Origin of the sequence: Hansschlegelia plantiphila (genome assembly GCF_027922265.1) — a bacterium.
GTDB lineage: Bacteria > Pseudomonadota > Alphaproteobacteria > Rhizobiales > Methylopilaceae > Methylopila > Methylopila plantiphila.
Genome location: NZ_BSFI01000004.1, coordinates 377,373 through 403,495, shown reverse-complemented (window position 1 = coordinate 403,495; position 26,123 = coordinate 377,373). Strand labels below are relative to the sequence as shown.

Sequence of the window (26,123 nt, the reverse complement as noted above, 5' to 3'; positions counted from 1 at the left end):
AGAATAGCGCGGGCGGGCAAGGCGGCAAAGGCGATCCCTCAGCCCGCCCGCTTGCTTTGGCCGACATGGGCTCTCGTCGCGAGCGTGGTCGCCAGCAAAGCCATACCGATCCCGGCCCAATAGGCTGCGATATCCCACCAGTCGAACGTGCGGCCGAGCAGCAGCGCGCCTAAAGCCGTGGCGCGAAATCTGTCGAGCGGCTCGAAATGGATCGCTTGGCTGATCTCCACCATGGCCACAAGCGCAGCCGCGACGACGGCGCCGCGGATAGGCCGGCGCCGCGCGATCGCGCCCGCAACGATGAAGAACACCATCGCTCCCCAGAGAGCGGAGCCGCCGTATTTCGCAAGCGGCCAAGGGAGACCAAGCTCCGGCCTTCGCCACAGCAGGCCGCTGACCATGACCACGACCGCCGCGCCTGCATATGGCAGCCTCGCGCACAGAGAGTTCACGCGCGCCCTGTGGGAGTCTCGGGTCGCTTGATGAGGGCGACCAGCGTGTAGCTGACGATGAGGAGCAGGAACCAGGAGCCGAACTTGCCGAAACCCACGGGCGTCCAGCCGTGCTGTTGGGCGGGGTAGAGCCATGTCTTCGTGAAGGTGCCGATGTTCTCGGCGAGCCAGATGAACGCCGTGACGAGCGCCAGGCCGAGCAGCAGCGGCATGGACCGCGGCTCGCGCCACACCACGAACTGCAGACGCGCACGGAAGAACAGGAATCCCGTAATTACGAACAACGCCCAGCGGACATCCGGCAGATAGTGGTGGGCGAAGAAGTTGGCGTAGATCGCAAGACTTAGCAGCGCAAGATGGCCGGTCTTTGGATGACCGATGAACTTGAAGTGGAAAAGGTCCCAAACACGGCAGAGATAGCTGCCGATGCAGGAGTACATGAACCCGGTGAACAGGGGCACTCCTGCGATCCTGAACAGGGATGGCTCCGGATAGACCCATGAACCGACCGAAGTCTTGAAGATCTCCATGGCCGTGCCGACCACATGGTAAGCGAGGATAATCCTCGCCTCCTCGAACGTCTCGAGCCGGAAGACCAGAAACAGCGCCTGAAGCGTCAACGCCGCGAGAAAGAGAAAGTCGTACCGCGCGAGAGCCGCACCGGCGGGATACCAGAAATGGGTCGCCAGCAGCAGTGCGACCATGGCCCCGCCGAACAGGCAGGCCCAAGCTTCCTTCACGCCAAAACGGACGAACTCATAGATAAAGGCGGTGGTCCGCCCTTGCGCCATCCGAGCGGCGAGGACGCTTTCCGCCAGCCTGAGACGGCCGAACGGCCGACGCTCCGACGCATCAACCAGCAGGACTCACTGCCCCTCTACGCAGAACGTCGGGCTTGAGCACGCCGTTCGAAACATCGCGAACCGCCGAAGTCTTCCGGCGAATGCGTCAGTTGTCGAGGAAGCTGCGGAGCTTCCGCGACCGGCTCGGGTGCTTCAGCTTGCGGAGCGCCTTGGCTTCGATCTGGCGGATGCGCTCGCGCGTCACCGAGAACTGCTGGCCGACCTCCTCGAGCGTGTGGTCGGTGTTCATGCCGATGCCGAAGCGCATGCGCAGCACTCTTTCCTCGCGCGGGGTCAACGACGCGAGCACGCGCGTCGTTGTTTCACGAAGATTGCTCTGGATCGCGGCGTCGATCGGCAGGATCGCGTTCTTGTCCTCGATGAAGTCGCCGAGGTGAGAATCCTCCTCGTCGCCGATCGGGGTCTCGAGCGAGATCGGCTCCTTGGCGATCTTCAGGACCTTGCGGACCTTCTCGAGCGGCATGGCGAGCTTCTCGGCGAGCTCCTCCGGGGTCGGCTCGCGGCCGATCTCGTGCAGCATCTGCCGGCTGGTGCGGACGATCTTGTTGATCGTCTCGATCATGTGGACCGGGATGCGGATGGTGCGCGCCTGGTCGGCGATCGAGCGGGTGATCGCCTGCCGGATCCACCACGTGGCGTAGGTCGAGAACTTGTAGCCGCGGCGGTACTCGAACTTGTCCACCGCCTTCATCAGGCCGATGTTGCCCTCCTGGATCAGGTCCAGGAACTGCAGGCCGCGGTTGGTGTACTTCTTAGCGATCGAGATCACGAGGCGAAGGTTGGCCTCGACCATCTCCTTCTTGGCCTGCCGGGCCTCGCGCTCGCCCTTCTGCACCATCTGGACGATGCGGCGGAACTCCTGGATCTCCAGGCCCGTCTCGGTCGCCAGATTGTGGATGTCGCCGCGGATGTCCTTGACCAGGTCCTTCTCGGCCGCGACGAAGCCCTTCCAGCCCTTGGCGCCCAGACCCGCGACGCGGCGGATCCAGTTCGGGTCGAGCTCGTAGCCCTGGTACTGCTTGAGGAAGTCGATGCGATCGACGCCGAACGATTCGGCGAGCCGCATCAGCCGGCCCTCGAGCGCGACCAGCCGCTTGTTGATGTCGTAGAGCTGCTCGACCAGCGCGTCGATGCGGTGCTGGTTGAGCGACAGCGACTTCACGTTGACGACGATGTCGTCCTTCAGCTTCTTGTACTTGCGGTCCTGCGCCGGCGAGAGCGTCTTGTTCTGCAGCCGGTTCTCGACGTTCTGGTCCTGCAGGCGCCGCAGCTTCTTGTAGTCGTCGGCGATCGCGTCGAAGGTCTCGACGACCTTCGGCTTCAGCTCGGTCTCCATCGCGGAGAGCGAGACGTTGTTCTCCATGTCGTCGTCGTCGAGGTCGCCTTCAGGCGCCGGCGCTTCCGCCTCGGCGGTCTCGCCCTCCTCGCCCTCGGCGGCGGCGCCTTCGGCGGCCGGCTGCGTCGCGTCGGGCTTGGCGTCGGGGCCGGCGTAGGTCGCCTCGAGATCGATGATCTCGCGCAGCAGGATCTTCCCGTCGTTCAGCTCGTCGCGCCAGATGATGATCGCCTGGAACGTCAGCGGGCTTTCGCAGAGGCCCGCGATCATCGCCTCGCGGCCGGCCTCGATGCGCTTGGCGATCGCGATCTCGCCCTCGCGAGACAGCAGCTCGACGGAGCCCATCTCGCGCAGATACATCCGCACGGGGTCGTCTGTGCGGTCGGTGGGCTCGGCCTTCTGGACGGTCGCGACAGCGGTCGGGCGCGGGCTCTCGACGAGTTCGCCGCCGGTCTCCGGCTCGTCGTCCTCGGTCGCGGTCGCCTCTTCGGCGTCCGCCTCCTCGGCCTCGATCACGTTGATGCCCATCTCGTTGAGCATCGCGTGGATGTCTTCGATCTGGTCGGACGTGTTCTGATCGGAGGGCAGAACCTCGTTCAGCTCGTCATTGGTCACATAGCCGCGCTTCTTCGCGGCCTTGATCATGCGCCGGATGGCCTGATCATTGAGGTCGAGCAGAGGACCTGCTTCCGTTTCCGGAGCGCTGGTCTCGGCCTCGTCTTTCGCTTGCAACTTGGTCGCCATGTCGTCCAATCTCCGCGTCGACCTCAAATCGGTCGCGCGTTCGCCCCGGGCCGCCGCCCATCGCCCCGATGACGGCGAATCAGCTCCGAAGATTAAGCGGAGTCGATTTACGCCTACCTAACCACGCCAGGCCGAGAGCCGACCCGGCCTACCTTCTCGTGCGCGCCAGAGCCTTCGCCGTCACATCGGCCGAACGACGCGCCCGGACGCGCCGCCGAAGCCGTCGATCGAAGCCTCGGAGCCTTCAGCTGTGGAAAGCTGGCGTTGAATCTCGACAATCCGACGGAAATTGTCGTCGGTGAAGTCCCGCCCGAATTCCTGCTCTGCTGCACGGAGTTCCCTATGTAACGCCCGCACCTTGATATGCAAGGCGCTCGCATGTCGCCACGCGACGGCGGCGTCAGCGGGGTCGGCGTCGACCGAAACCCACCATTCGCTCGACAGCAACGCGCCCTGCGCCCGGTCGACCAGCGCGTCGAGGCCAGCCGCCGCCAGGTCGGCCCGCATCGCATCCCGGTCATGCGCGCCGTGGGCGTAGGAGTCCAGGATCGCGCGGCGCAGCTTGTCGAGGTCGCGGCTCGAAAATTCAAGCTCGGCGAACATTTCCGCAAGCTCGTCGAGCAGCGTCGGGTGGTTGGCGACCGCAAGCGCGAGCGCGACCTCGCGGGCCTGCAGGCGACCGACGCCGGCGACGACCGTCGGGCTCTTCTTCAGATCCGCGGAGGCCGCCAGCGCCGGCTGCGCCTGCGCGCCGTTGCGCCACGACCGCTCGGGACCGCCGCGCCGTCCGCGGGGCGCGGGGCCGCCGCGGGCGCCGTAGCTGCGCCGCTCGGCGAAGACGGGCCGGCCGAACTGGGACAGCCTGGAGGCGACGGCGGTCTGGTAGTGCCGCCTTACCGTCTCGTCGCGGATCGCGTTCAGCGCCTCGCGGATCCGGGTCTCGAAGGCTGCGGCGCGCTCGGGCGTGTCGGTCGGGCCGGCGTCGAGTTCGCGCGCCCACAGCACGTCGACGAGCGGCGCGGCGGCCACGAGCACCGCGTCGATCGCGCCGCGGCCCTCCGCGCGGACGAGATCGTCTGGGTCCTGGCCCTCCGGCAGGAACGCGAAGCGCAGCGAACGGCCAGGAGCCAGCAGGGGCAGCGCGGTCTCGATCGCGCGGAAGCCGGCGCGCCGGCCGGCCTTGTCGCCGTCGAAGCAAAGGATGGGCTCGGGCGCCATCTTCCAGAGCAGCTCCATCTGCTCGGACGTCAGCGCGGTGCCGAGGTTCGAGACCACATGGGCGACGCCTGCGCTCGCGAGCGCGATCGCGTCCACATAACCCTCGACCGCGACCACCGACCGGGTCGTCTGCGCGGCGGCGCGGGCGCGGTGGTGGTTGAACAGCGTCGCGCCCTTGTGGAACAGCGGCGTCTCAGGCGAGTTCAGATACTTCGCCGGCGCATCCGCCGTCATGGCGCGGCCGCCGAAGGCGATAACCCGCCCGCGCGCGTCCTCGATCGGGAACATGATGCGGTCGCGGAACCGGTCGAACGGCTCCGAGACGTCGTCGCCGGAGACCAACAGCCCCGCCTCGACCATATCGGCGACGGCGACGCCCTGCGCCCGGAGGCGCTCGCGCAGGGCCGTCCGCGAGTTCGGGGCGTAGCCGATGCGGAACGTCGTCTGCGTCTGCGGGCTCAGGGCCCGGCCGGCGAGATAGGCGCGCGCCGCGGCGCCCGCCCTTCCCTGCAGCTCGCCTTCGTAGAAGCGGGCGGCCATGTCCATGATCTCGAGCAGACTCGCGCGCGCCTCATGCCGGCGCGCCTCCTCGGGCGTGTCCTTCGGCATCGGCACGCCCGCCATCTCGGCGATGCGCTCGACGGCCTCGGGGAACGAGACGCCTTCGACCTCCATCAGGAACTTGAACACGTCGCCGTGCTTTCCCGAGGAGAAGCAGTGGTAGAAGCCCTTGTGGTCGTTCACGAAGAAGGACGGCGTCTTCTCGGCGTTGAACGGCGAGAGCCCGGCATATTCGCGCCCCTGCCGCTTCAGCTTGACGCGCCGGCCCACGACCTCCGAGACCGGGAGCCGCTGGCGCAGGTCGTCGAGGAAGGATGGGCTGAAGCGCATCGCGCGGAGGCGGTCCGGATAAGAGCTGATCTCTCCTTATATAGGAGCAAGTGAGTCGCGCCGCGCGGCGCCCGCTATCCACAGGGGGCGGGGCCGATAATCGTCAGCCCGGCCGAAGCGGCGCCGGCCGAGCAGGGCCGGGATCGACCTCAGCACAAGGCGGACTCCCCTGCCCGCGATCCATGCGTGCCGCCGCCGGGATGACGCCGCGCCGCCCGTCATTGACACGCGGCCCCTCTCCCCGTAGAGAACCGCCACGTCGCGCGGGGCCAAAAGCTCCGCGTTGGCGTTTTTGCGCACCCGTGGTCCGGCGTTCTCGCAACGACCGGACCTGTCGGCTTCCGCATGGAAGCAGCAGGAGGGCGCGTTCCTCAACCTCTCGAAGGAGGACGCGATGTCGAAGCGACACGCCTCGAAGTACAAGATCGACCGCCGTCTCGGCGAAAACATCTGGGGCCGGCCGAAAAGCCCGGTCAATCGCCGCGAATACGGCCCCGGCCAGCACGGCCAGCGTCGCAAGGGCAAGCTCTCCGACTTCGGCGTGCAGCTCCGCGCCAAGCAGAAGCTCAAGGGCTATTACGGCTCGATCACCGAGAAGCAGTTCCGCCGGATCTACGCCGAGGCGACCCGCCTCAAGGGCGACACCTCCGCGAACCTGATCGGCCTACTGGAGCGCCGCCTCGACGCGGTGGTCTATCGCGCGAAGCTGGTGCCGACGCCGTTCGCCGCGCGCCAGTTCGTGAACCACGGCCACGTCAAGGTGAACGGCCGCCGGGTCAATATCTCGAGCTACCTCGTCAAGGTCGGCGACGTGATCGAGGTCAAGGAAAGCTCCAAGCAGCTCGCCATCGTGCTCGAGGCCGCAGCCTCCGCGGAACGCGACGTGCCGGACTATCTCGAGGTCGACCACGACAAGATGACGGTCAAGTACGTCCGCATCCCGCTGCTGACGGACGTGCCCTACCCCGTCCACATGGAGCCGAACCTGGTCGTCGAGTTCTACTCGCGCTGATCGACGGTTTCCGGACTACGAATTCCAAGGCCGCCCTCAGGGGCGGCCTTTTTCGTTTTGGGCCAGCCTCGCGATTGTCGCGACGCCTCCGCGAACGGCGCGCCTCACGCCACCGCCGGCTCGTTTCCGAGCTTCACGATGACGATCTCCGGCGGCACCCCGAAGCGCACCGGCCAGCTGCTCATGCCGATTCCGCCCGAGATGATCAGATGGCGATCGTCCTCGACGACGTGTCCGTAGCGGAAGCGGCCGGAATAGTTCGCGGGAATGAAGGGGTTGCGGATGCCCGGGATGTAGATCTGGCCGCCATGGGTGTGGCCCGCGAGCGTGAGCGAGACGCGGGCGGGCACCTCGTCGAAGATGTCGGGCTCATGGATCAGCAGCAGAGCCGGGTCGTCGGTCTTGAGCTGCGCCAGCGTCCCCGGCAGGTCGTCGACGCCGCGGAACGAGCCCCGGCCGAGCCAGTGCGCGATCTGGTCGCCGAGGCCGGCGAGCCAGAACCGCCGGCCGCGGTGCTCGATGAGCTCCGCCTCGTTCTCCATGACTCGGATCTTCGCGCCGTCGAGGGCGGACCGGATCGAGCGGGCGTGGTGCCACCAGTCGTGATTGCCGAGGATGGTGTAGAGGCCGAGCGGCGCGGAGAGGTCGGCGTAGGCGGCCGCCCACTCGGTCGGATCAAACAGGCTCGACGCGACGTGGTAGCTGCCCTCGTGGTCGCCGAGATGCACGATGAGGTCGGGCTTCAGCCGGTTGACGGTCTCGACGATGCGCTTGACCCGCGCCATCGGCACATAGGGCTCGCAGACATGCGTATCGGAAATCACCGCGATGGTGAGCGGCAGGTCCGCCGGCCAGCCCGGCGGCGTCAGACGGTACTCGGTCGTCGCCAGCATCAGCGACGGCTCGATCAGCCCGGCATAAGCGCCGCCCGAGGCAGAGACCAGGAAGCCTGCGCCTGCGGAGGTCAGCAAGGCGCGGCGGGTGATCAGGGCCATGGGAAGATCGCGTTTGGAGACAATGCGCCGCTCATCCTGTCAACAATGGCGCCGACCTGTTCAGATGACCGGGCAAAGGTGGCTATTGGATGAATCGGCTTTCGCACACCACCCGCGCCAGAGCTGAAGACGCCGCGTGGACGCTAGTCTTTTTTGTCGCTACATATATTCATGACGATCGAGTTTGACCCGATAAAGCGAGAACTGACGCTTAGGCATCGCCAACTGGATTTCGCCCGCTGTGAGGAGGTTTTCGCAGCTCGTACCTTCACGGCGGTCGATGCCCGCGAGGACTATCGCGAGGTGCGCTTTATCACGGTGGGTCGCCTGGATGGGCGGATGGTGGTGGTGGTCTGGACGCAGCGCGGGGACGCCCGCCGGATCATCAGTCTGAGGAAAGCCAATGACCGAGAGAGAGCCCGCTACGAAACCCGCCTCGACTGAGGCGTGGGTCGACCCCGACGACGCTCCGGAACTCGACGACGACTTCTTCGAGCGCGCCGACGAGTATGTCGGCGAGACGCTGGTCCGGCGCGGCCGCCCGAAGTCAGACGCGCCGAAGCGTCAGGTCACGATTCGGCTCGACGAGGACGTGCTCGACAGGCTGCGCGCCACCGGACCCGGCTGGCAGACCCGGCTCAACGCCATCCTGCGCGACTGGATGAAGCGCGACGCGGCGTGAGTCGACGGCTCAGGCCGGCTGCTTCACGGGAACGCCGGCTTCCTTCATGTGGGTCTGCAACTCGCCGGCCTGGAACATCTCGCGGACGATGTCGCATCCGCCGACGAACTCGCCCTTGACGTAGAGCTGCGGGATCGTCGGCCAGTTCGAGAACTCCTTGATGCCCTGACGCATCTCGTCGCTCGCGAGCACGTTCACGCCCTGATAGGGCACCCCCAGATAATCGAGGATCTGCACGACCTGTCCGGAGAACCCGCACTGCGGGAACTGCGGCGTGCCCTTCATGAACAGGACGACGTCGTTCTTGGCGACCGCGTCGGCGATCTCATCTCTCGCGCTCATAATACGAAGCCTTTCGCTGTGTCGGGTTCAGGCGCGGGGCGGGCGCTGGTCTGCAGCGCAAGCGCATGCAGCGCTCCGCCCATCTGCCCTTTGAGCGCCTGATAGACGATCTGGTGCTGCTGGACGCGGCTCTTGCCGCGGAATGTTTCGGAGACGACGGTCGCGGCGTAATGGTCGCCGTCGCCCGCAAGGTCGCGGATCGTGACCTCGGCGTCGGGCAGCGCGTCGCGGATCATGCGCTCGATCTCGCGGGCGTCCATCGGCATCGGTCGCAAGGCCTCCGTTTACGATGCAGGCGCGGCGTCGACCGCCGGACCCGCCATGAAGCGCGGGAACCAGCCCTCATGGGACTCGCGCAGCTCTTCCAACAGGATGGGGGCTTCGTCGCCCGGAATCAATCGGTCGCCGCCGGTGGTCCCGATCCGCGCCGCCGTCACGCCGGCGGCGCTCGCGGCGTCGATCACCATGCCGACCGAAGGCTCGGCCACCGTCACGAGATAGCGGGCCTGATCCTCGCCGAAGAAATAGCCGTGCGGCGCGCCATGAGGGGCGTCGAGCCGCGCGCCGATGCGGCCGGCGAGCGCCATCTCGGCGACCGCGACCAGAAGGCCGCCGTCCGAGAGATCATGGACTGCGGTCGCGACCCCCGCCGCGATCATGCTGCGGACGAAGTCGCCGTTGCGGCGTTCGGCCGCGAGGTCGACGGGCGGCGGGGCGCCCTCCTCCCGCCCCGCGACCAACCACAGCCAGCAGGAGCGGCCGAGCCAGCCCTTGCCGTCGCCGATCAGCAGGATGGCCTCGTCCTCGCGCTTGAAGGCGACGGTCGCGCTCCTGGCGACGTCAGCAAGCACCCCGACCGCGCCGATCGTCGGGGTCGGCAGGATCCCGCGCCCCTGCGTCTCGTTGTAGAGCGACACGTTGCCGGACACGACGGGGAAGTCGAGCGCCCGGCACGCCTCGCCGATCCCACGGATGCAGCCGACGAGCTGCCCCATGATCTCGGGCTTCTCGGGATTGCCGAAATTGAGATTGTCGGTGACGGCGAGCGGCGTCGCGCCGACGGCGGTCAGGTTGCGCCAGGCTTCCGCCACCGCCTGCTTGCCGCCCTCGAAGGGGTCCGCCTCGCAGTAGCGCGGCGTGACGTCGGCCGTGAGCGCGAGACCCTTGGGGCCGCCCTCGACGCGGATGACGGCGCTGTCGCCGCCCGGCTTCTGCACCGTGTCGCCGAGGATGATGTGGTCGTACTGCTCCCAGACCCAGCGCCGGGAGGAAAGCTCGGCCGAGCCGATCAGCGTCAGAAGCGCCTCGCGCGTGTCGCAGGGCGCGTCGACGTTCGCCGCCTCGACGCGCTGGCTCTTGGGCGTCTCGACCCACGGGCGGTCGTATTCCGGCGCTTCGTCGCCGAGCTCCTTGATCGGCAGGTCGGCCTTGAGCTCGCCGTTGAGGTAGACCTTGAAGCGCAGGTCGTCGGTCGTGTGGCCGACGACCGCGAAGTCGAGGCCCCACTTCACGAAGATCGCGCGCGCCACCTCCTCCTTCTCGGGGTGGAGCACCATGAGCATGCGCTCCTGGCTCTCCGACAGCATCATCTCGTAGGCGGTCATGCCCTCTTCGCGGGTCGGCACGTTCTCGAGATCGAGGCGGATGCCGAGATCGCCCTTGGCGCCCATCTCGACGGCCGAACAGGTGAGGCCGGCGGCGCCCATGTCCTGGATCGCGACGACGGCGCCCGACGCCATCAGTTCGAGGCAGGCCTCCAGCAGCAGCTTCTCGGCGAAGGGGTCGCCGACCTGCACGGTCGGACGCTTCTCCTCCGAGCCCTCGTCGAACTCGGCGGACGCCATGGTCGCGCCATGGATGCCGTCGCGGCCGGTCTTGGAGCCGAGATAGACCACCGGCAGGCCGACGCCGGACGCCTTGGCGTAGAAGATCGCGTCGGCCTTCGCGAGACCGACGGCCATGGCGTTGACCAGGATGTTGCCGTCATAGCGCGTGTGGAAGCCGACGAGGCCGCCGACGGTCGGCACGCCGAACGAGTTGCCGTAGCCGCCGACGCCCGCGACGACGCCCGACACCAGATGGCGCGTGCGCGGATGCTCCGGGTCGCCGAAGCGCAACGCGTTGAGAGCGGCCACGGGCCGCGCGCCCATGGTGAAGACGTCGCGGAGAATGCCGCCGACGCCGGTCGCGGCGCCCTGATAGGGCTCGATGAAGGACGGGTGGTTGTGGCTCTCCATCTTGAAGACGACGACGTCGCCGTCTCCGATGTCGACCACGCCGGCGTTCTCGCCGGGCCCCTGGATGACGAGGGGGCCGGTCACCGGCAGCGTCTTCAGCCAGCGCTTCGAGGATTTGTACGAGCAGTGCTCGTTCCACATCGCGGAGAAGATTCCGAGCTCGGTGTAGCTCGGCTCCCGCCCGATCAGCGCGAGGACGCGCTCGTACTCGTCGGGCTTAAGGCCGTGCGCCGCGACGAGATCGGGCGTGATGGCGGGCTCGGTCTGCGTCATCGGTCTCGCGGGAAAGCGGGTTCGGAAGGGGGCCGCGCCTTGCTACGCCAATGGGACGCGGCATGCTAGTCTCGGGGGGCCGCGAGCTCCCCTGCTCGCGTCAAAGCCGCCCGATCATCGCCATCGCCGCCGCCGGGTTGCGCACCTTCGCGCCGGAGATGAAGAAGGCGAAGACGTCGCGCGGCTTCTTAGCTGGCTTCACCGCCGTCAGCGTCGGCAGATCGCCAGGCGTCCCGCCTTCGGCATATGTCTTCAGCCGCTTCGCCCAGGCGTCGAGGTCCTCCGAGCGGTAGCCGGTCTCGACGTCCTCCTGGGCCCTTTCCAGGCGCAGATAGACGAAGTCGGCGGCGACGTCCGCGATCATCGGATGATCGGGATCGTCGAGCACGACCGGCGTCACATCCGCGTCGGCGCTCCGCAGCAGGTCGACGAAGGCGGGGTCGGCGAAGCTGTCGTGCCTGGTCTCGATGACATGCCGCAGCTTCAGTCCGTGGCGCTCGGGCGGCAGCAGCCTGAGGAACGCCTCGATGTCGGCTGCGTCGAATTTCTTCGTCGCCGGCAACTGCCACATCAGCGGGCCGAGCTTGTCGCCCAGTTCCTTCATGCCGCCATCGAGGAAGCGCTCGACCGATTCGCCGGCTTCGCCAAGCACGCGCCGGTTGGTCGCGTAGCGCGGGCCTTTCAGCGAGAACACGAAACCGTCGGGCGTCTCGGCGGCCCATCTTGCGAAGCTTTCCGGCTTCTGCGCGCCATAGAACGTGCCGTTGACCTCGATCGCGGTGAGGCGTTCGGCGGCGTAGGCGAGTTCGTTCTTCTGGACGAGGTCGGCCGGATAGAACACGCCGCGCCAGGGCTCGAAGGTCCAGCCGCCCACTCCGACGCGAACCTTCCCCGCCGCCGTCATGCGGCCTCTGCGAGGCCTGCGAACAACGCCGCGCCGTCGATCCCGCCGACCGCCGCGTCCACCAAGTTCTCCGGGTGCGGCATCATGCCGAGCACGTTGAAGGTCTCGGAATAGACGCCGGCGATATCGTTGATCGAGCCGTTGACGTTGGCGGCGCCGCCGACCTCGCCATTCGCGTCGCAATAGCGGAAGGCGACGCGCCCCTCGCCCTCGAGCCGCTTCAGCGTCTCCTCATCGGCGAAATAGTTGCCCTCGCCATGCGCGATGCAGACCTCGATGGTCTGGCCTTCAGCGTAGCGTCTGGTGAAGGGGGTGTCGTTCCGCTCCACCCTCAGGTGCTGCGCATGACAGAGGAAGCGGAGGTTGGCGTTGCGGGTGAGGATGCCGGGCAGCAGGCCCGCCTCGACCGCGATCTGGAAGCCGTTGCAGATGCCGAGCACAAGGCCGCCGCGCGCCGCGTGCGCGCGCACCGCGTCCATGATCGGCGAACGCGCCGCGATCGCGCCGCAGCGCAGATAGTCGCCATAGGAGAAGCCGCCGGGCAGCACGACAAGGTCCGTCCCCGCCGGAAGCTCGGTCTCGCCATGCCACACGATCTTCGGCGCCACGCCGCCCGCGCGCCTCAGCGCGTTCGCCACGTCGCGCTCGCGGTTCGAGCCGGGAAACAGGATGACGACGGCGTTCATTTCGGCTGAACCTCGAAAGGGGCTGGAGCGCGCTGGCGCCGGATCAACGGGTCACTTGCAACGCGGCGAGCACCGCCTCGATCTTTGGCTCATGGACGGCCCACTTGTCGGCGGGCGCCACGCAGTTGAAAGCGACCTCGCGGGCCTTGACCTGCACCAGGAACAGGCTGAACCGGATCGATCCGGGCTCGCCCTCGGCCTTCATCTCAGCCCAGCGGCCGAGATTGGCGCCGATGCGCTTCTCCGAGAACGGCTCGACATAGGAGGCCTTCATCTCCTTGGGCGAGCTTTCGATCAGGTGCTGGCCGAAGGCGTTGGCGCTGCTCTCGGAGACGGCCTCGCCGGGCTTCGCGTCCGCCGCGGCGCGGGTCTGGATCAGGCAGAACACCCGGTCGCCGCCGCAGGCCTTGTCGGAGCATTTGACGCCGATCTGGCGGACGGTCTGGAACTTCGTCCAGTCCTTGCCGTCGGGGGTCAGGGTAAAGGCGCTGTCGGGGCCGACGATCATTTCGGGCGAGCCGGGGGGCGGAGGACCATCGGCGCCAGGCGCTGCGGGAGCGGCGCCCGCAGGCGCCGGCGCCTGGGCGAAGGCGGGCGTCGCCGCCGAGAGCGCCGCGGCGAGCGCGAGAACGGACATGCGGCTGATGCGAGCCATGGGCCTTCGGCCTCCCTTTTTTGTCTTCTTGTTATCCCGCGATCTCGAAACGGTAGCTCTCGATCACGGTGTTCGCGAGCAGCTTCTCGCACATCGCCTTGAGCGTCGCCTCGGCCTCGGCCGGATCGCTGGTCGCAAGCTCGACGTCGAACAGCTTGCCCTGACGGACGCTCTCGACGCCGTCGACGCCGAGCGAGCCGAGCGCGCCCTGGATCGCCTTGCCCTGCGGATCGAGAACGCCGGTCTTCAGCGTGACGGTGACGCGCGCCTTCATATCGGCTCCGGATTAGAGGTCGTTGTCAGACGGAGCGTTTAAAGCCTGAACGGACCGAAGGCCACACCCAACAGCGAGGGGGCCTCGCGATCTCCCGGGCGAGCGAGCGCGGAGACGCGAGCAGCGGGTGACGGAAAGACCACAGCGACGGCTTTACCGTCGACCGCTCACGGCGCCCGCAGAGTAGCTCTTGTCGCGCAAGAGGGGTTGCGGACATTCTCGACGATCGAGATTCGGGGGAATCTTCCATGCGCATGCCACGCTTCGCCACGTCGGTCATTGCGACCGCGCTATTTACGTTCGTGACGCTCGCAAGCGTCCATCCGGCCGAAGCCCGCAAGGACATGTCGCAGTACGAGACGGTGCTCTACAGCCTAATCCTCATGCATTCCCAACCGCCCTACGTCTATTACGCGATCTCGGGACGCGGCCGGGCGATCGTGACCTTTTCCGTCGATCGCCAGGGCAAGCTCCTCGAGGTCAAGCTCGACCGCCACTCTGCGAGGACCCCGTTCGGCGACGAGGCGAGGCGCATCGTCAAGAAGGCGTCGCGTTATTTTCCGGCGCCGCCAGCCGACCTACCGAACGAGCGCCTCACGTTCTGCGTCCCCATAAGCTTCAGCGGGCGTTGAAGACGCCGAAAAACAGAAAACGCCCCGCTCTTCTCGAACGGGGCGTTTTAATCTTGGCGTCAGGACGACGACGCGAATCAGTCCTTCGACGTCACCAGCACTGGCCCACGGCCGTTCGGCGTGTCTGATTCCGGCAGGATGCCGAGCCGGCGCGCGACCTCGGTGTAGGCCTCGACGAGGCCGCCCATGTCACGGCGGAAACGGTCCTTGTCGAGCTTGTCGTTCGACTTGATGTCCCACAGGCGGCACGAGTCAGGAGAGATCTCGTCGGCGACGACGATGCGCACCGTGTCGTTCTCCCAGAGCCGGCCGGTCTCCATCTTGAAGTCGACGAGGCGGATGCCGACGCCGAGGAACAGGCCGGACAGGAAGTCGTTGACGCGGATCGCGAGCGCCATGATGTCGTCGATCTCCTGAGGGCTCGCCCAGCCGAAGGCCGTGACGTGCTCCTCGGAGACCATCGGATCGTTCAGCGCGTCGTTCTTGTAATAGAACTCGATGATCGACCGGGGCAGCTGGGTGCCCTCTTCAAGGCCGAGCTTGGTCGCGAGCGAGCCGGCGGCGACGTTGCGCACCACCACCTCGAGCGGGATGATCTCGACCTCCCGGATGAGCTGCTCGCGCATGTTCAGCCGGCGGATGAAGTGCGTCGGCACCCCAATGTCGTTCAGGTTCTGGAAGATGAACTCGGAGATGCGGTTGTTCAGCACCCCCTTGCCGTCGATCACTTCGTGCTTCTTGGCGTTGAACGCTGTCGCGTCGTCCTTGAAGTGCTGGATCAGAGTGCCGGGCTCGGGGCCCTCGTAGAGGACCTTCGCCTTGCCTTCATAGATACGGCGGCGGCGGTTCATCGGCGTATACCGTGGCTTGAGGAAATCCATAACACCTGCCGGTTTGTGGGCCTGACCGGATGCGGTCGTTGTTCCGGCGCGCGCGCGAATCGGAGGGCGCCGCATAAGCAGCGTCGCACGCGGGCCTCGACCCTAGCCGATCAGGGGCTCAAGCACAACGACGACGCCCGCCCGAGATTTCGCCAACGGCCTCCCGGCGCGGCCATTTCGTCGCCACAGTGACGCAGAAACAGTGGCGCGGCCGCAAGGCGAAGACTCACGCCGGCCGTCCGGCCATTCAGGGGAACCCGTTGATGAAGCGCCTTGCTTTGAGCCTCATGCTGGCGACCGGCTCCGCCGCGACGGCCTCGGCCGGTCCCTGCCCGGGCGTCGCCATATCGGCCGGCGCGTCGAGCCCGGCGGAAGCGGCGGCGGTCGGGCGCCAGATATCCAAGGGCGCGCTCCCCATCGACCGCAAGCTGCAGATGGGCGAATGGCGGATCTACCACGTCGACCCGAAGACGGCCGATCCGATCTACCTGTTCTTCAAGGCCGACCCTGCCCGCTCCGAGCGCGTCTACCTGTCGCCGGGCGTCGGGCGGCCCGACGAGTATCAGGACATCAAATCCGAGGTCGAGATGAACGCGACCGGCATTCCCCCCGCCCTCGCCTCTTGCTTCGCGCATCTGGTGACGGGCGGATAGCGCTCACGCGTCGGCGGCGCCAAGCCGTCTCAGAATCGGATCGCCCGGCGCCGCCCCTCGCTCACATCAGCAGCAGCATCGAGCGGCCCTGAACCTCGATCGGGTCGGCCCCGCCTGGCGTTTGGCGCGCGGAGTCCTCGGCGGGACGTTCGGTGTCGACGACGACGGTCCACGGCTTGCCCTCATCCCGCTCGGGGAGGACGAAGGGCACGGGACCTTCGTGGCTGTTGAAGATCATGATCGCTTCTTCGCCGTCGGCGGTGGTGAGGTGAAGGCCGATGCAGTCGGCGCCCTGGTCCGCCCACTGCTCGGGCGTCTGCTCGCCGCCGCCCGGATTGATCCAGGTCACGCCCATGCCGTCGCGGAAGCTCGCGCGTCGCAGGATGGCGTGGTCGGCGCGCAGCTTGAGCAGACGCTGGGTGAAGGCGAGGAGGATCTCGTCCTGCTCGTCGAGCTCCCAGCGCACCCAGGAGATCTCGTTGTCCTGGCAGTAGCCGTTGTTGTTGCCGCCCTGCGAACGGCCGAACTCGTCGCCGGCCAGGATCATCGGCGTGCCGTGGGACAGGATCAGCGTCGCGAGCATGTTGCGCTTCTGGCGCTCCCGGACCGCGACGACGCCGGGATCGTCGGTCTCGCCCTCGACCCCGTAATTGTAGCTGCGGTTGTCGCCGTGGCCGTCCTTATTGTCCTCGCCGTTCGCCTCGTTGTGCTTCTCGTTGTAGGAGACGACGTCGTTCAGCGTGAAGCCGTCATGGGCGGTGATGAAGTTGACGCCCGCCCATGGCCTGCGGCCGCGGTGGTCGTACACGTCCCCGGAGCCTGTGACCCGCGCGGCGAAGTCGCCCATATGGCCGGCGCCGGACTTCCAGTAATCGCGGACCGTGTCGCGGTACTTGTCGTTCCACTCCGCCCAGCCGGGCGGGAAGCCGCCGACCTGATAGCCGCCGGGACCGATGTCCCACGGCTCGCCGACGAGCTTGACGTTGCGCAGCACCGGGTCCTGCCCGACCGCGTCGAAGAAGCCGCCGCGCTGGTCGAAGCCTTCCGGCTCGCGGCCCAGAATGGTGCCGAGATCGAAGCGGAAGCCGTCGACGTGCATCTCCTCCACCCAGTAACGCAAGGAGTCCGTGATCATCTGCAGCACGCGGGGATGGCTGGTGTTGACCGTGTTCCCGGTGCCGGTGTCGTTGATGTAGTAGCGATGATTGTCCGGCATCGTCCGGTAGTAGCTGAGGTTGTCGATGCCCTTGAACGACAGCGTCGGCCCGAGCTCGTTGCCCTCGGCGGTGTGGTTGTAGACGACGTCGAGGATCACCTCGAGACCGGCGTTGTGGAACGCCCGGACCATGTGCTTGAAGCTCGCGAGCCTGGCGCGGCCCGACTTGGCGCCGCCGCCGGCGTAGCGCCCCATCGGGGCGAAGAAGCCGATGGTGTTGTAGCCCCAGTAATTCCTGAGCCCCTTGTCGAGCAGGTGCTGGTCGTCGAGGAAGCAGTGGATCGGCAGCAGCTCGACCGAGGTGACGCCGAGCGACTTGATGTGGTCGATGACGGCCTTCTGGCCGAGGCCGTCGAAGGTGCCGCGCAGGTTCTCCGGCACGCCCGGATGCAGCTGGGTGTAGCCCCGGACATGGGTCTCGTAGAACACCGTCTTGTCCCAGGGAACATTCGGCTTGACGTCGCCCTGCCAGTCGAAGGCGGTGTCGGCGACCTCGCATTTCGGCGTGAACGGCGCGCTGTCGCGCTCGTCGAAGGAGAGGTCCTTCTCCTCGGCGTCGAGCGTGTAGCCGAAATGGGCGTCGTTCCACTCGATCGAGCCGACGATCGACTTGGCGTATGGATCGAGCAGCAGCTTGTTCGGGTTGAAACGGTGGCCTTCTTCCGGGGCGTAGCGGCCATGGACGCGGTAGCCGTAGAGCTGGCCGGGGACGATCTCCGGCAGATAGCCGTGCCACACCTCGTCGGTGTATTCGGGGAGGGTGACGCGCTCGATCTCGTTCTGCTGCTCGTCGAACAGGCAGAGCTCGACCCTCTCCGCATAGGCCGAGAAGATCGCGAAATTCGTGCCTTGCCCGTCGAAAGTCGCGCCAAGCTGGGTCGGCCGCCCGGCCTCGGCCCGGCGGTCGGTCTTTATCTCACTCATATGTGCTGTCGCCCCTCGTTCCGCAGGCCGGAGTTTCCCACGTTCATCCACTTACGCGCACAACGGTTCAATCTTGCGGCCGTTCCCGGCCGGCGGCGCGCAATCGGCTCTTCAGCTCCCTTTGGCCTGCGTGGCCTTCCCCCGCGCCTTCGCCCTGGACACGGCGCCTGGCGTCAGCCCCGCGGCTTGCGACGCCTTCTTAGACGGCTCCACGGCGGGATCGTTGGCTGAAACCGGCGGCTCGGCCGCGACGCTTTCGGACTTCGCCTTCGCGCTCGCCCGGCCCTTCGTCGCGCTCTGGGCCTTTCCCGCATCCGCGGCGGCGAGATCCGAGGCGACAGTGGCGAGCTTGCCCGGCTTTTGCGGAGGCGTCTTCTCGACCGGCTCCATCGGCATCGCGGCCTTCTTCGGAGACGTGCCTTTCGGTCCGCCCACCGGCTCGTCCTTCAGCGACTTTTCCGCCTTCAGCCAGAACTCATGGTCTCGTCCTTCCGGCTGGCCGGCCTGCTCCCACAGACGATAGGCGGCGTTCCGAATTTTTCGCTCGTGGTCGTTCATCCCGGCCTTCCTTAGCGACGCAGAGGGGTTGTCGGGACAAACCTCCGACCGATGTGTCGGGTTCCGAGAAGGCGCCACGCCGCCCGGACTTCTGTTCATTGATACGGAGATTGCGATGCTTCAAGCCTCTCCCGACGCCGCAGACGCCGCGACGCGTCCACGGATCGCGATCGAGGCTGTGACGCCGACTGTCGACGGCGGGCGGTTTCCGGTGAAAACGGTGGTGGCGCGGTCCGTGACCGTGGAGGCGGACGTGTTCGCCGACGGTCATGAAGTGCTGCGCGCCGACGTGCTGTGGCGCGGCCCGAACGAGCAGGAGTTCCGCCGCGAGCCGATGACGTTCCTGCTGAACGATCGCTGGCGGGCGGCGTTCACGCCGGAGCAGATCGGCCGTCACGACCTCGCGATCGAGGCCTGGTGGGACGAGTTCGGCACGTTCCGCCGCGACCTGACAAAAAAGCGCGAGGCCGGCCTCGACGTCGCGCTCGAGACCGACGAGGGCCTCCATCTGCTGGAAGAGGCCGCTGCCAATGCGCCTGCCGACCTCGCGCGCGCCCTCAGCGACATCATCCTGAAGACGCGGGCGCTCGACACCAAGGCGCGGGTCGAGGCTCTGCTCTCTCCCGAGACGCACGCCGCGGCGGTCGCGGCCGATCCTCATCACTTCGCGTCGCGGACGGAGCTCTATCCGGTCGACGTCGAGCGGCGCGAGGCCGGGTTCGCGAGCTGGTACGAGCTGTTCCCACGATCGGAGAGCGGCGACCCGACGAAGCACGGCACGTTCCGGGACGTCATCAAACGCCTGCCCATGATCCGCGACATGGGCTTCGACGTGCTTTATTTCCCCCCGATTCATCCGATCGGGATCACCAACCGCAAGGGCCCCAACAACACGCTGACGCCGGGACCGAGCGACGTCGGCAGCCCCTACGCCATCGGCGACGAGACCGGGGGCCACGACGCGATCCACTCTGAACTCGGCTCGCTCGACGACTTCAGGGCGCTCGTCAAAGCCGCCGTCGACCACGATCTCGAGATCGCGCTCGACTTCGCGATCCAGTGCTCGCCCGACCATCCGTGGCTGAAGGAGCATCCGGGCTGGTTCAAGTGGCGGCCCGACGGCTCGATGAAATACGCGGAGAACCCGCCGAAGAAGTACCAGGATATCGTCAACGTCGACTTCTACGGGCCGGACGCGATTCCTGGGCTGTGGCAGGCGCTGCGCGACGTCGTGCTGTTCTGGATCGACCAGGGCGTCACGATCTTCCGCGTCGACAATCCGCACACCAAGCCGTTGCCGTTCTGGGAGTGGATGATCGGCGACGTCCGCGCACGCCACCCCGAAGCGATGTTCCTGTCGGAGGCCTTCACCCGCCCGAAGGTGATGTACCGCCTCGCCAAGGTCGGCTACTCACAGTCCTATACTTACTTCACCTGGAGAAATCAGAAATACGAGTTGATGGAGTACCTGACGGAGCTGTCGACCACGGCGCCTAAGGACTTCTTCCGGCCGAACTTCTTCGTCAACACGCCCGACATCAACCCGTTCTTTCTCCAGACGTCCGGCCGGGCCGGCTTCCTGATCCGGGCGGCGCTGGCGACCACGCTGTCGGGTCTGTGGGGCATGTATAGCGGCTTCGAGATCTGCGAGTCCGCGCCGCTGCCCGGCAAGGAAGAGTATCTCGACAGCGAGAAGTTCCAGATCCGCACGCGCAACTGGAACCAGCCCGGCAACATCGTCCAGGAGATCACGCGGCTGAACCGCATCCGCCGCGAGAATCCGGCCCTTCAGAGCCATCTCGACGTCCACTTCCACAACTGCTTCGACGACGCGGTGCTGTATTTCAGCAAGTCGCGGACGGCGGCGGACGGCGCCGGGATCGAGGACATGATCCTGGTCTTCATCTCGCTCGACCCGCATGACGAGAAGCATGCGCCCTACGAACTGCCGCTCTGGGAGTTCGGACTGCCGGATGGCGCCACGGTGCAGGTCGAGGACCTGATGCGCGGCAACAGCTTCACGCTGACCGGCAAGAGCCAGTGGATCTACCTCAATCCGAACGAACTGCCCTTCCATGTCTGGAGGGTGACACGGCCTGCGGGAGTAGCTTGATGAACGCGCCAGTTTCCCATGCCGATCTGTCTAAGCCCGGCGGCACGGTCGTGACCGCCGACGGTCTCGATCCGCAGTGGTACAAGGACGCCATCATCTATCAGCTGCACGTCAAATCGTTCTTCGACTCGAACGGCGACGGCATCGGCGACTTTCCCGGCCTGATCTCGAAGCTCGATTACATCGCGGGCCTCGGCGTCAGCGTGATCTGGCTGCTGCCGTTCTACCCGAGCCCGCGGCTCGACGACGGCTACGACATCGCCGAATACAAGAACGTCTCGCCGGACTACGGCACGCTCGCGGACGTCAAGCGCTTCATCCAGGAGGCCCACAAGCGCGGCCTGAAGGTGATCACCGAGCTCGTGATCAACCACACCTCCGACCAGCACCCTTGGTTCCAGCGGGCGCGGACGGCGAAGAAGGGCTCGGCCCACCGCAATTTCTACGTGTGGTCCGACAGCGACACGCTGTACTCCGGCACGCGCATCATCTTCCTCGACACCGAGCGCTCGAACTGGACCTGGGACCCGGTCGCCGGACAGTATTTCTGGCACCGTTTCTATAGCCATCAGCCGGACCTGAACTTCGACAACCCGGCGGTGCTGAAGGCGGTCTTCGGCGTGATGCGGTTCTGGCTCGACCTCGGAATCGACGGGCTGCGGCTCGACGCCGTGCCCTACCTGATCGAGCGCGACGGCACCTCGAACGAGAACCTTCCGGAGACCCACGACGTCCTGAAGAAGATCCGCGCCGAGCTCGACCGCACCTATCCGGACCGGTTCCTGATCGCCGAAGCCAACATGTGGCCGGAGGACACCAAGGACTATTTCGGCGACGGCGACGAATGCCACATGGCGTTCCACTTCCCGCTGATGCCGCGGATGTACATGGCGATCGCGCGCGAGGACCGCTTCCCGATCACCGACATCATGCGCCAGACCCCGGCGATCCCGGAGAACTGCCAGTGGGCGATCTTCCTGCGCAACCATGACGAGCTGACGCTCGAGATGGTGACCGACAAGGAGCGCGACTACCTCTGGAACACCTATGCGACCGACAGGCGCGCGCGCATCAATCTCGGCATCCGCCGGCGGCTCGCGCCGCTGATGGAGCGCGACCGGCGCCGGATCGAGCTGATGAACTGCCTGCTGCTGTCGATGCCCGGCACGCCGGTGATCTATTACGGCGACGAGATCGGCATGGGCGACAACATCCATCTTGGCGACCGCGACGGCGTTCGCACGCCGATGCAGTGGTCGATCGACCGCAACGGCGGCTTTTCGCGGGCGGACTTCGCGTCGAACGTGCTGCCCCCGATCATGGATCCGCTCTACGGCTACTACGCCGTGAACGTCGAGGCGCAGGCGCGCGATCCGCATTCGCTGCTCAACTGGCACCGCCGCATGCTGGCGACCCGCCGCCAGCACCCGGCCTTCGGCCGCGGCTCGATCCGATTCCTGTACCCGTCGAACCGGCGGATCCTAGCCTATCTCCGCGAGCATGACGGCGAGACGATCCTCTGCGTCGCCAATATGGGCCGCAGCCCGCAGGCCGTGGAGCTGGAGCTCTCCGACTTCGACGGCCGCGTGCCTGTGGAGCTCACGGCCGGCTCGGTGTTCCCGCCGATCGGCCAGCTGACCTATCTGCTGACCCTGCCGCCCTACGGCTTCTATTGGTTCAAGCTCGCAAGCGAGAGCGAGACGCCCGACTGGCACACGCCGGCGCCGGAGCCGATGGCCGACTACGAGACGCTGGTGCTGCGCGCAGGCGTCGACGACGCCATGCAGACCGAGGCCCGCAAAGCGCTCGAGACCGCGGTGCTGCCGAACTATCTCGCCAAGCGCCGCTGGTTCGGCGGCAAGGACCAGAAGGAGATCATCCCGCGCATCAAGGGTATGTCGCGGATTTCGGGCGGCGGCGAGGACATCGGGCTGATCGAGATCGAGGTGACCGGCGGCGCCGAGCCGAGCCGCTGGCTGCTGCCGCTCGCCGTCGTCGCCGAAGATGACGGGCTGTCTTCGCTTGCAAGCAGGCTTGCGCTCGCACGCGTTCGCAAGGGCCGCGAGGTGCATCTCCTCACCGACGCCTTCGCGCTGCCGAGCTTCGCCTTCGCGATCGCCCGCTCCCTCAAGGCCGGCGCGAAGCTCCCGAGCGGCGAGGACACGATCCAGTTCGAGGCCTCGAAAGGCGCGGAGATCCCCGACCTGCCCGACGACGCCGAGATCCGCTGGCTGTCGGCCGAACAGTCGAACTCCTCGCTGATCGCCGGCGATGCGCTGATGATCAAGCTGCTGCGCAAGATCGCCACCGGCGCCCATCCGGAAGCCGAGATGGGGCGCTATCTCACCGAGCAGGGCTACGCCAACGCGGCGCCGTTCCTCGGCGAGATGGTCAAGGTCGGCGCGGACGGGACGCGGGCGACGCTCGCGATCATCCAGGGGTACGTCTCGAACCAGGGCGACGCCTGGACCTGGACGCTTGATCATCTGTCCCGGGCGCTCGACGACTACGCCGGCGCAGGCGGCGGGGAGATGACGGACGACTACCGCTTCAACGACTTCACGGGCTTTGCGGCCAATCTCGGCACGCGGCTGGGCGAGCTTCACGCGGTGCTGGCGCGCCCCAGCGACGACCAGGATTTCGCGCCGGCGCCCGCCGGCACGCAGGATGTCGAGACCTGGAAGGCGCGGGCGACCGGGCTGGTCAAGGGCGCGGTTCATGCGCTCGAAAGCCGTTCGGCCTGGGACCGCGAGGAGGACGACCATCGCGCGGCCTCCATCATCGCCCGCAAAGACGCGCTGATCGCGCTGATCGGGCGGCTCGCCGACGCGGGGACCGGGTCGATCATGACCCGCATCCACGGCGACCTTCATCTCGGCCAGATCCTCGTCTCCGGCGGCGACGCGATCTTCATCGACTTCGAGGGCGAACCGGCGCGGCCGCTCGAGGAGCGCCGCGGCAAGGCCAGTCCGCTGCGCGACGTCGCCGGCGTCCTGCGGTCCTTCGACTACGCAGCCGCGATGGTCGGCCGCAACGAGCAGGCGTCGCCCCATATCGGCGGTCCGCGCCGCGACCAGTTCCTCGAACGTTTCCGCGGCGACGCCGCGGAGGCCTTCCTCAACGCATACCGCGCCAGCGTCGAGGCCGCGGGAGGCGCAGTGCAACCGGAGTTGCTAGACATGTTCCTGATCGAGAAGGCGGCCTATGAGGTCGCCTACGAGACGGCGAACCGGCCAGCCTGGATCGACGTTCCGCTCGGCGGGCTCCATGCGCTCGCCGAACGCCTGCTGGCTTACGCGGGAGACCAGGCATGACCGAGGTCTCATCGCTCGACCGCGCGACGCTTCAGGCGCTCGCGAACGGAACCCATGGCGATCCGTTCGCGGCGCTCGGCCGTCGCGACGACGGGGCGGGCCCTTATGTCCGCGCGGTCCTGCCGGGCGCCGAAGGCGTCGAAGTGGTGGCCCGGGACGGCGGCGAAGTCGTCGGCGTCCTGACGGAGCTCGACGGAACCGGCGTATTCGAGGGTCCGGTGAAGGGCGTCGATCCCTATCTGCTTCGGATCCGCTGGCCGGGAGCCACCTTCGAGACCGAGGACCCCTATTCCTTCGGCCTGCTTCTGGGCGACCTCGACCTGCATCTGCTTGGCGAGTCCCGACACTTCGAGCTCGCGAGCGCCCTCGGCGCGAACCCCATGACGATAGACGGCGTCGCCGGCGTCCGCTTCGCCGTCTGGGCGCCGAACGCCCGGCGCGTCGCGGTGATCGGCGACTTCAACGCCTGGGATTCCCGCCGCAACCCGATGCGCCTGCGCCAGCCGTCAGGCGTGTGGGAGATATTCATCCCGCGCCTCGGCCCCGGCGAACGATACAAGTTCGCGCTGATCGGACCGGACGGCGCGATCCTGCCGGACAAGGCGGACCCGGTGGCGCGGTCGGCCGAGAAAGCGCCCTCGACCGCCTCGGTCGTGGCCTCGGTCGAGCCCTACGCCTGGACCGACGCGGCATGGATGGAGCAACGGGCGGCCAAGCACGCCGAAACCGCGCCGTTGTCGTTCTACGAGGTCCACCTCGGTTCTTGGCTCAAGCAGGGCGACCGCGACGTCGACTGGGATTTCGCGATCGAGAAGCTGATCCCCTATGTGGCCGGCATGGGCTTCACCCATGTCGAACTGCTGCCGATCTCCGAGCATCCGTTTGGCGGCTCATGGGGCTACCAGCCGCTCGGCCTTTTCGCGCCGACCGGCCGCTATGGCGCGCCGGAGGAGTTCGCGCGCTTCGTCGATGCGGCGCATGCGGCCGGAATCGGAGTCATCGTCGACTGGGTGCCCGCGCATTTCCCGACCGACAGCCACGGCCTCTACCGCTTCGACGGCACGGCGCTCTACGAGCACGCCGACCCGCGCGAGGGCTTCCACATCGACTGGAACACCGCGATCTACAATTTCGGCCGGCGCGAGGTTCAGAACTTCCTGATCGCGAGCGGCCTGTTCTGGCTTGAGCGCTTCCACGTCGACGGACTGCGCGTCGACGCGGTCGCCTCGATGCTCTACCGCGACTACAGCCGCAAGGCCGGCGAGTGGGTGCCGAACCAGTATGGCGGCCGGGAGAACCTGGAAGCTGTCGGCTTCATTCAGCACATGAACGCAGTGGTCCGCGAGCGGGCCGCCGGCGCGATCATGATCGCCGAGGAATCGACCGCCTGGCCGGGCGTCACCAAGCCCACCACCGAGGGCGGCCTCGGCTTCCACTACAAGTGGAACATGGGCTGGATGCACGACACGCTCCACTACATGGAGCAGAACCCGATCTACCGTCAGTACGACCACGACGGCATCACCTTCGGGCTGGTCTACGCCTTCTCCGAGAAGTTCGTGCTGCCGATCAGCCATGACGAGGTGGTGCACGGCAAGGGCTCGCTGCTGCAGAAGATGCCCGGCGACGCCTGGCAGAAATTCGCCAACCTGCGCGCGCTTTTCGGGCTGATGTGGTCGCACCCCGGCAAGAAGCTGCTGTTCATGGGCTGCGAGGTCGCGCAGTTCCGCGAATGGAACCACGACGATCAGGTCGACTGGGCCGCGCTCGACGACCCAAACCACGCCGGCGTTCAGCGGCTCGTTCGCGACCTCAACCGGATCTATGCGTCGGAACGATCGCTGCACGCCAGGGACTGCGAGCCCGCCGGCTTCCGCTGGGTGATCGGCGACGACCGGACGAACTCGGTGTTCGCGTTCCTTCGCCAGGGCGAGGCCGGAGACCCGCCGGTGCTGGTGGTCGCCAACATGACGCCGGTGCCCCGGCATGGATATCGCATAGGCGTGCCGGTGGCGGGCCACTGGAGCGAGATCCTCAACACCGATGCGGGCATCTATGGCGGGTCGAACGTGGGCAACGGCGGCGGACTTCCGACGATCGACGTCGCGGGCCACGGCGAGGCGCAGTCGCTCGACCTCACGCTTCCGCCGCTCGGCGTGGTCGCGCTGCGGCCGGGCTGAAGCGACCGGCGGCGGCGGCCCGCTTCCCGGACAGGCCCGACCCCGGCGCGTCGCTCTCCCCTTGCGGGACACGATGAATAATCCCCGG

At 67.0% G+C, this 26,123-nt stretch carries 23 protein-coding genes; 8 read left to right on the top strand and 15 right to left on the bottom strand.

The window, feature by feature from the left end; all coding sequences use genetic code 11:
• Positions 1-38: 38 nt before the first annotated feature.
• The 4 genes from PKE75_RS05225 to dnaG all read right to left on the bottom strand — a co-directional run bounded on the left by PKE75_RS05225 (position 39) and on the right by dnaG (position 5,504).
• Positions 39-401: a ribosomal maturation YjgA family protein gene (locus tag PKE75_RS05225; RefSeq protein WP_271167660.1), complete on the bottom strand. Its 363-nt coding sequence runs from the start codon at positions 399-401 to the stop codon at positions 39-41.
• Positions 402-448: 47 nt separating this feature from the next.
• Positions 449-1,243 (bottom strand): DUF817 domain-containing protein, encoded by a 795-nt coding sequence (locus PKE75_RS05220; protein ID WP_271167635.1) that lies wholly within the window; start codon positions 1,241-1,243, stop codon positions 449-451.
• Positions 1,244-1,400: 157 nt separating this feature from the next.
• Complete coding sequence (gene rpoD / locus PKE75_RS05215; protein WP_271167634.1) at positions 1,401-3,395, bottom strand: RNA polymerase sigma factor RpoD; 1,995 nt, start codon at positions 3,393-3,395, stop codon at positions 1,401-1,403.
• Positions 3,396-3,575: 180 nt separating this feature from the next.
• Positions 3,576-5,504, bottom strand: a complete 1,929-nt coding sequence (dnaG, locus tag PKE75_RS05210; protein WP_271167633.1) for a DNA primase — start codon at positions 5,502-5,504, stop codon at positions 3,576-3,578.
• Between the two features lie 394 nt (positions 5,505-5,898).
• Between dnaG and rpsD the strand changes: the two genes are divergently transcribed.
• Positions 5,899-6,516, top strand: coding sequence for a 30S ribosomal protein S4 (gene rpsD / locus PKE75_RS05205; RefSeq protein WP_271167659.1), 618 nt, complete (start codon positions 5,899-5,901; stop codon positions 6,514-6,516).
• A 104-nt stretch (positions 6,517-6,620) separates the two neighbouring features.
• On the opposite strand, the gene PKE75_RS05200 is transcribed toward rpsD, so the two are convergent.
• The gene (locus PKE75_RS05200) at positions 6,621-7,511 is read right to left on the bottom strand and encodes a metallophosphoesterase (protein WP_271167632.1); all 891 of its coding nucleotides are present in this window, start codon (positions 7,509-7,511) and stop codon (positions 6,621-6,623) included.
• A 171-nt stretch (positions 7,512-7,682) separates the two neighbouring features.
• On the opposite strand from PKE75_RS05200, the gene PKE75_RS05195 reads away from it, so the two are divergent.
• The gene (locus PKE75_RS05195) at positions 7,683-7,955 is read left to right on the top strand and encodes a BrnT family toxin (RefSeq protein WP_271167631.1); all 273 of its coding nucleotides are present in this window, start codon (positions 7,683-7,685) and stop codon (positions 7,953-7,955) included.
• Entirely contained in the window at positions 7,915-8,193 is a 279-nt protein-coding gene (locus tag PKE75_RS05190) for a BrnA antitoxin family protein (protein WP_271167630.1), read from the top strand. The genes PKE75_RS05195 and PKE75_RS05190 overlap by 41 nt, the downstream gene beginning before the upstream one ends.
• Before the next feature lie 9 nt (positions 8,194-8,202).
• Here PKE75_RS05190 and grxD read toward each other — a convergent pair whose 3' ends face one another.
• The 7 genes from grxD to purS all read right to left on the bottom strand — a co-directional run bounded on the left by grxD (position 8,203) and on the right by purS (position 13,564).
• The gene (gene grxD, locus PKE75_RS05185) at positions 8,203-8,535 is read right to left on the bottom strand and encodes a Grx4 family monothiol glutaredoxin (protein WP_271167629.1); all 333 of its coding nucleotides are present in this window, start codon (positions 8,533-8,535) and stop codon (positions 8,203-8,205) included.
• A complete protein-coding gene (locus PKE75_RS05180) occupies positions 8,532-8,801 on the bottom strand; it encodes a BolA family protein (RefSeq protein WP_271167628.1) in 270 nt (89 codons plus the stop codon). The genes grxD and PKE75_RS05180 overlap by 4 nt, the downstream gene beginning before the upstream one ends.
• Positions 8,802-8,819: 18 nt before the next feature.
• Complete coding sequence (purL, locus tag PKE75_RS05175) at positions 8,820-11,045, bottom strand: phosphoribosylformylglycinamidine synthase subunit PurL (RefSeq protein ID WP_271167627.1); 2,226 nt, start codon at positions 11,043-11,045, stop codon at positions 8,820-8,822.
• Between the two features lie 100 nt (positions 11,046-11,145).
• Positions 11,146-11,949: a DUF72 domain-containing protein gene (locus PKE75_RS05170; protein ID WP_271167626.1), complete on the bottom strand. Its 804-nt coding sequence runs from the start codon at positions 11,947-11,949 to the stop codon at positions 11,146-11,148.
• The gene (gene purQ / locus PKE75_RS05165) at positions 11,946-12,635 is read right to left on the bottom strand and encodes a phosphoribosylformylglycinamidine synthase subunit PurQ (protein WP_271167625.1); all 690 of its coding nucleotides are present in this window, start codon (positions 12,633-12,635) and stop codon (positions 11,946-11,948) included. Before purQ ends, PKE75_RS05170 begins: the two co-directional genes overlap by 4 nt.
• A 43-nt stretch (positions 12,636-12,678) precedes the next feature.
• Positions 12,679-13,290 (bottom strand): hypothetical protein, encoded by a 612-nt coding sequence (locus PKE75_RS05160; protein ID WP_271167624.1) that lies wholly within the window; start codon positions 13,288-13,290, stop codon positions 12,679-12,681.
• A gap of 31 nt (positions 13,291-13,321) precedes the next feature.
• Complete coding sequence (gene purS, locus PKE75_RS05155; protein WP_271167623.1) at positions 13,322-13,564, bottom strand: phosphoribosylformylglycinamidine synthase subunit PurS; 243 nt, start codon at positions 13,562-13,564, stop codon at positions 13,322-13,324.
• 254 nt (positions 13,565-13,818) lie between these two features.
• On the opposite strand from purS, the gene PKE75_RS05150 reads away from it, so the two are divergent.
• The gene (locus PKE75_RS05150) at positions 13,819-14,196 is read left to right on the top strand and encodes an energy transducer TonB family protein (protein ID WP_271167622.1); all 378 of its coding nucleotides are present in this window, start codon (positions 13,819-13,821) and stop codon (positions 14,194-14,196) included.
• Between the two features lie 77 nt (positions 14,197-14,273).
• On the opposite strand, the gene purC is transcribed toward PKE75_RS05150, so the two are convergent.
• Complete coding sequence (purC, locus tag PKE75_RS05145) at positions 14,274-15,077, bottom strand: phosphoribosylaminoimidazolesuccinocarboxamide synthase (RefSeq protein ID WP_271167621.1); 804 nt, start codon at positions 15,075-15,077, stop codon at positions 14,274-14,276.
• A 263-nt stretch (positions 15,078-15,340) separates the two neighbouring features.
• Here purC and PKE75_RS05140 point away from each other — a divergent pair, with 263 nt between their 5' ends.
• Positions 15,341-15,730, top strand: coding sequence for a hypothetical protein (locus PKE75_RS05140; protein WP_271167620.1), 390 nt, complete (start codon positions 15,341-15,343; stop codon positions 15,728-15,730).
• 61 nt (positions 15,731-15,791) lie between these two features.
• On the opposite strand, the gene glgX is transcribed toward PKE75_RS05140, so the two are convergent.
• On the bottom strand, positions 15,792-17,870 hold the full coding sequence (gene glgX / locus PKE75_RS05135) for a glycogen debranching protein GlgX (RefSeq protein WP_271167619.1): 2,079 nt from the start codon (positions 17,868-17,870) through the stop codon (positions 15,792-15,794).
• A gap of 111 nt (positions 17,871-17,981) precedes the next feature.
• Positions 17,982-18,428: a DUF2934 domain-containing protein gene (locus PKE75_RS05130; protein WP_271167618.1), complete on the bottom strand. Its 447-nt coding sequence runs from the start codon at positions 18,426-18,428 to the stop codon at positions 17,982-17,984.
• Between the two features lie 115 nt (positions 18,429-18,543).
• Between PKE75_RS05130 and PKE75_RS05125 the strand changes: the two genes are divergently transcribed.
• Genes PKE75_RS05125 through glgB form a run of 3 tightly spaced genes read left to right on the top strand, consistent with a single transcriptional unit; the run spans position 18,544 to position 26,035 of the window.
• A complete protein-coding gene (locus tag PKE75_RS05125) occupies positions 18,544-20,541 on the top strand; it encodes an alpha-1,4-glucan--maltose-1-phosphate maltosyltransferase (RefSeq protein ID WP_271167617.1) in 1,998 nt (665 codons plus the stop codon).
• Positions 20,541-23,855, top strand: coding sequence for a maltose alpha-D-glucosyltransferase (treS, locus tag PKE75_RS05120; RefSeq protein ID WP_271167616.1), 3,315 nt, complete (start codon positions 20,541-20,543; stop codon positions 23,853-23,855). The genes PKE75_RS05125 and treS overlap by 1 nt, the downstream gene beginning before the upstream one ends.
• Positions 23,852-26,035 (top strand): 1,4-alpha-glucan branching protein GlgB, encoded by a 2,184-nt coding sequence (gene glgB, locus PKE75_RS05115; RefSeq protein ID WP_271167615.1) that lies wholly within the window; start codon positions 23,852-23,854, stop codon positions 26,033-26,035. The genes treS and glgB overlap by 4 nt, the downstream gene beginning before the upstream one ends.
• Positions 26,036-26,123 lie beyond the last annotated feature (88 nt).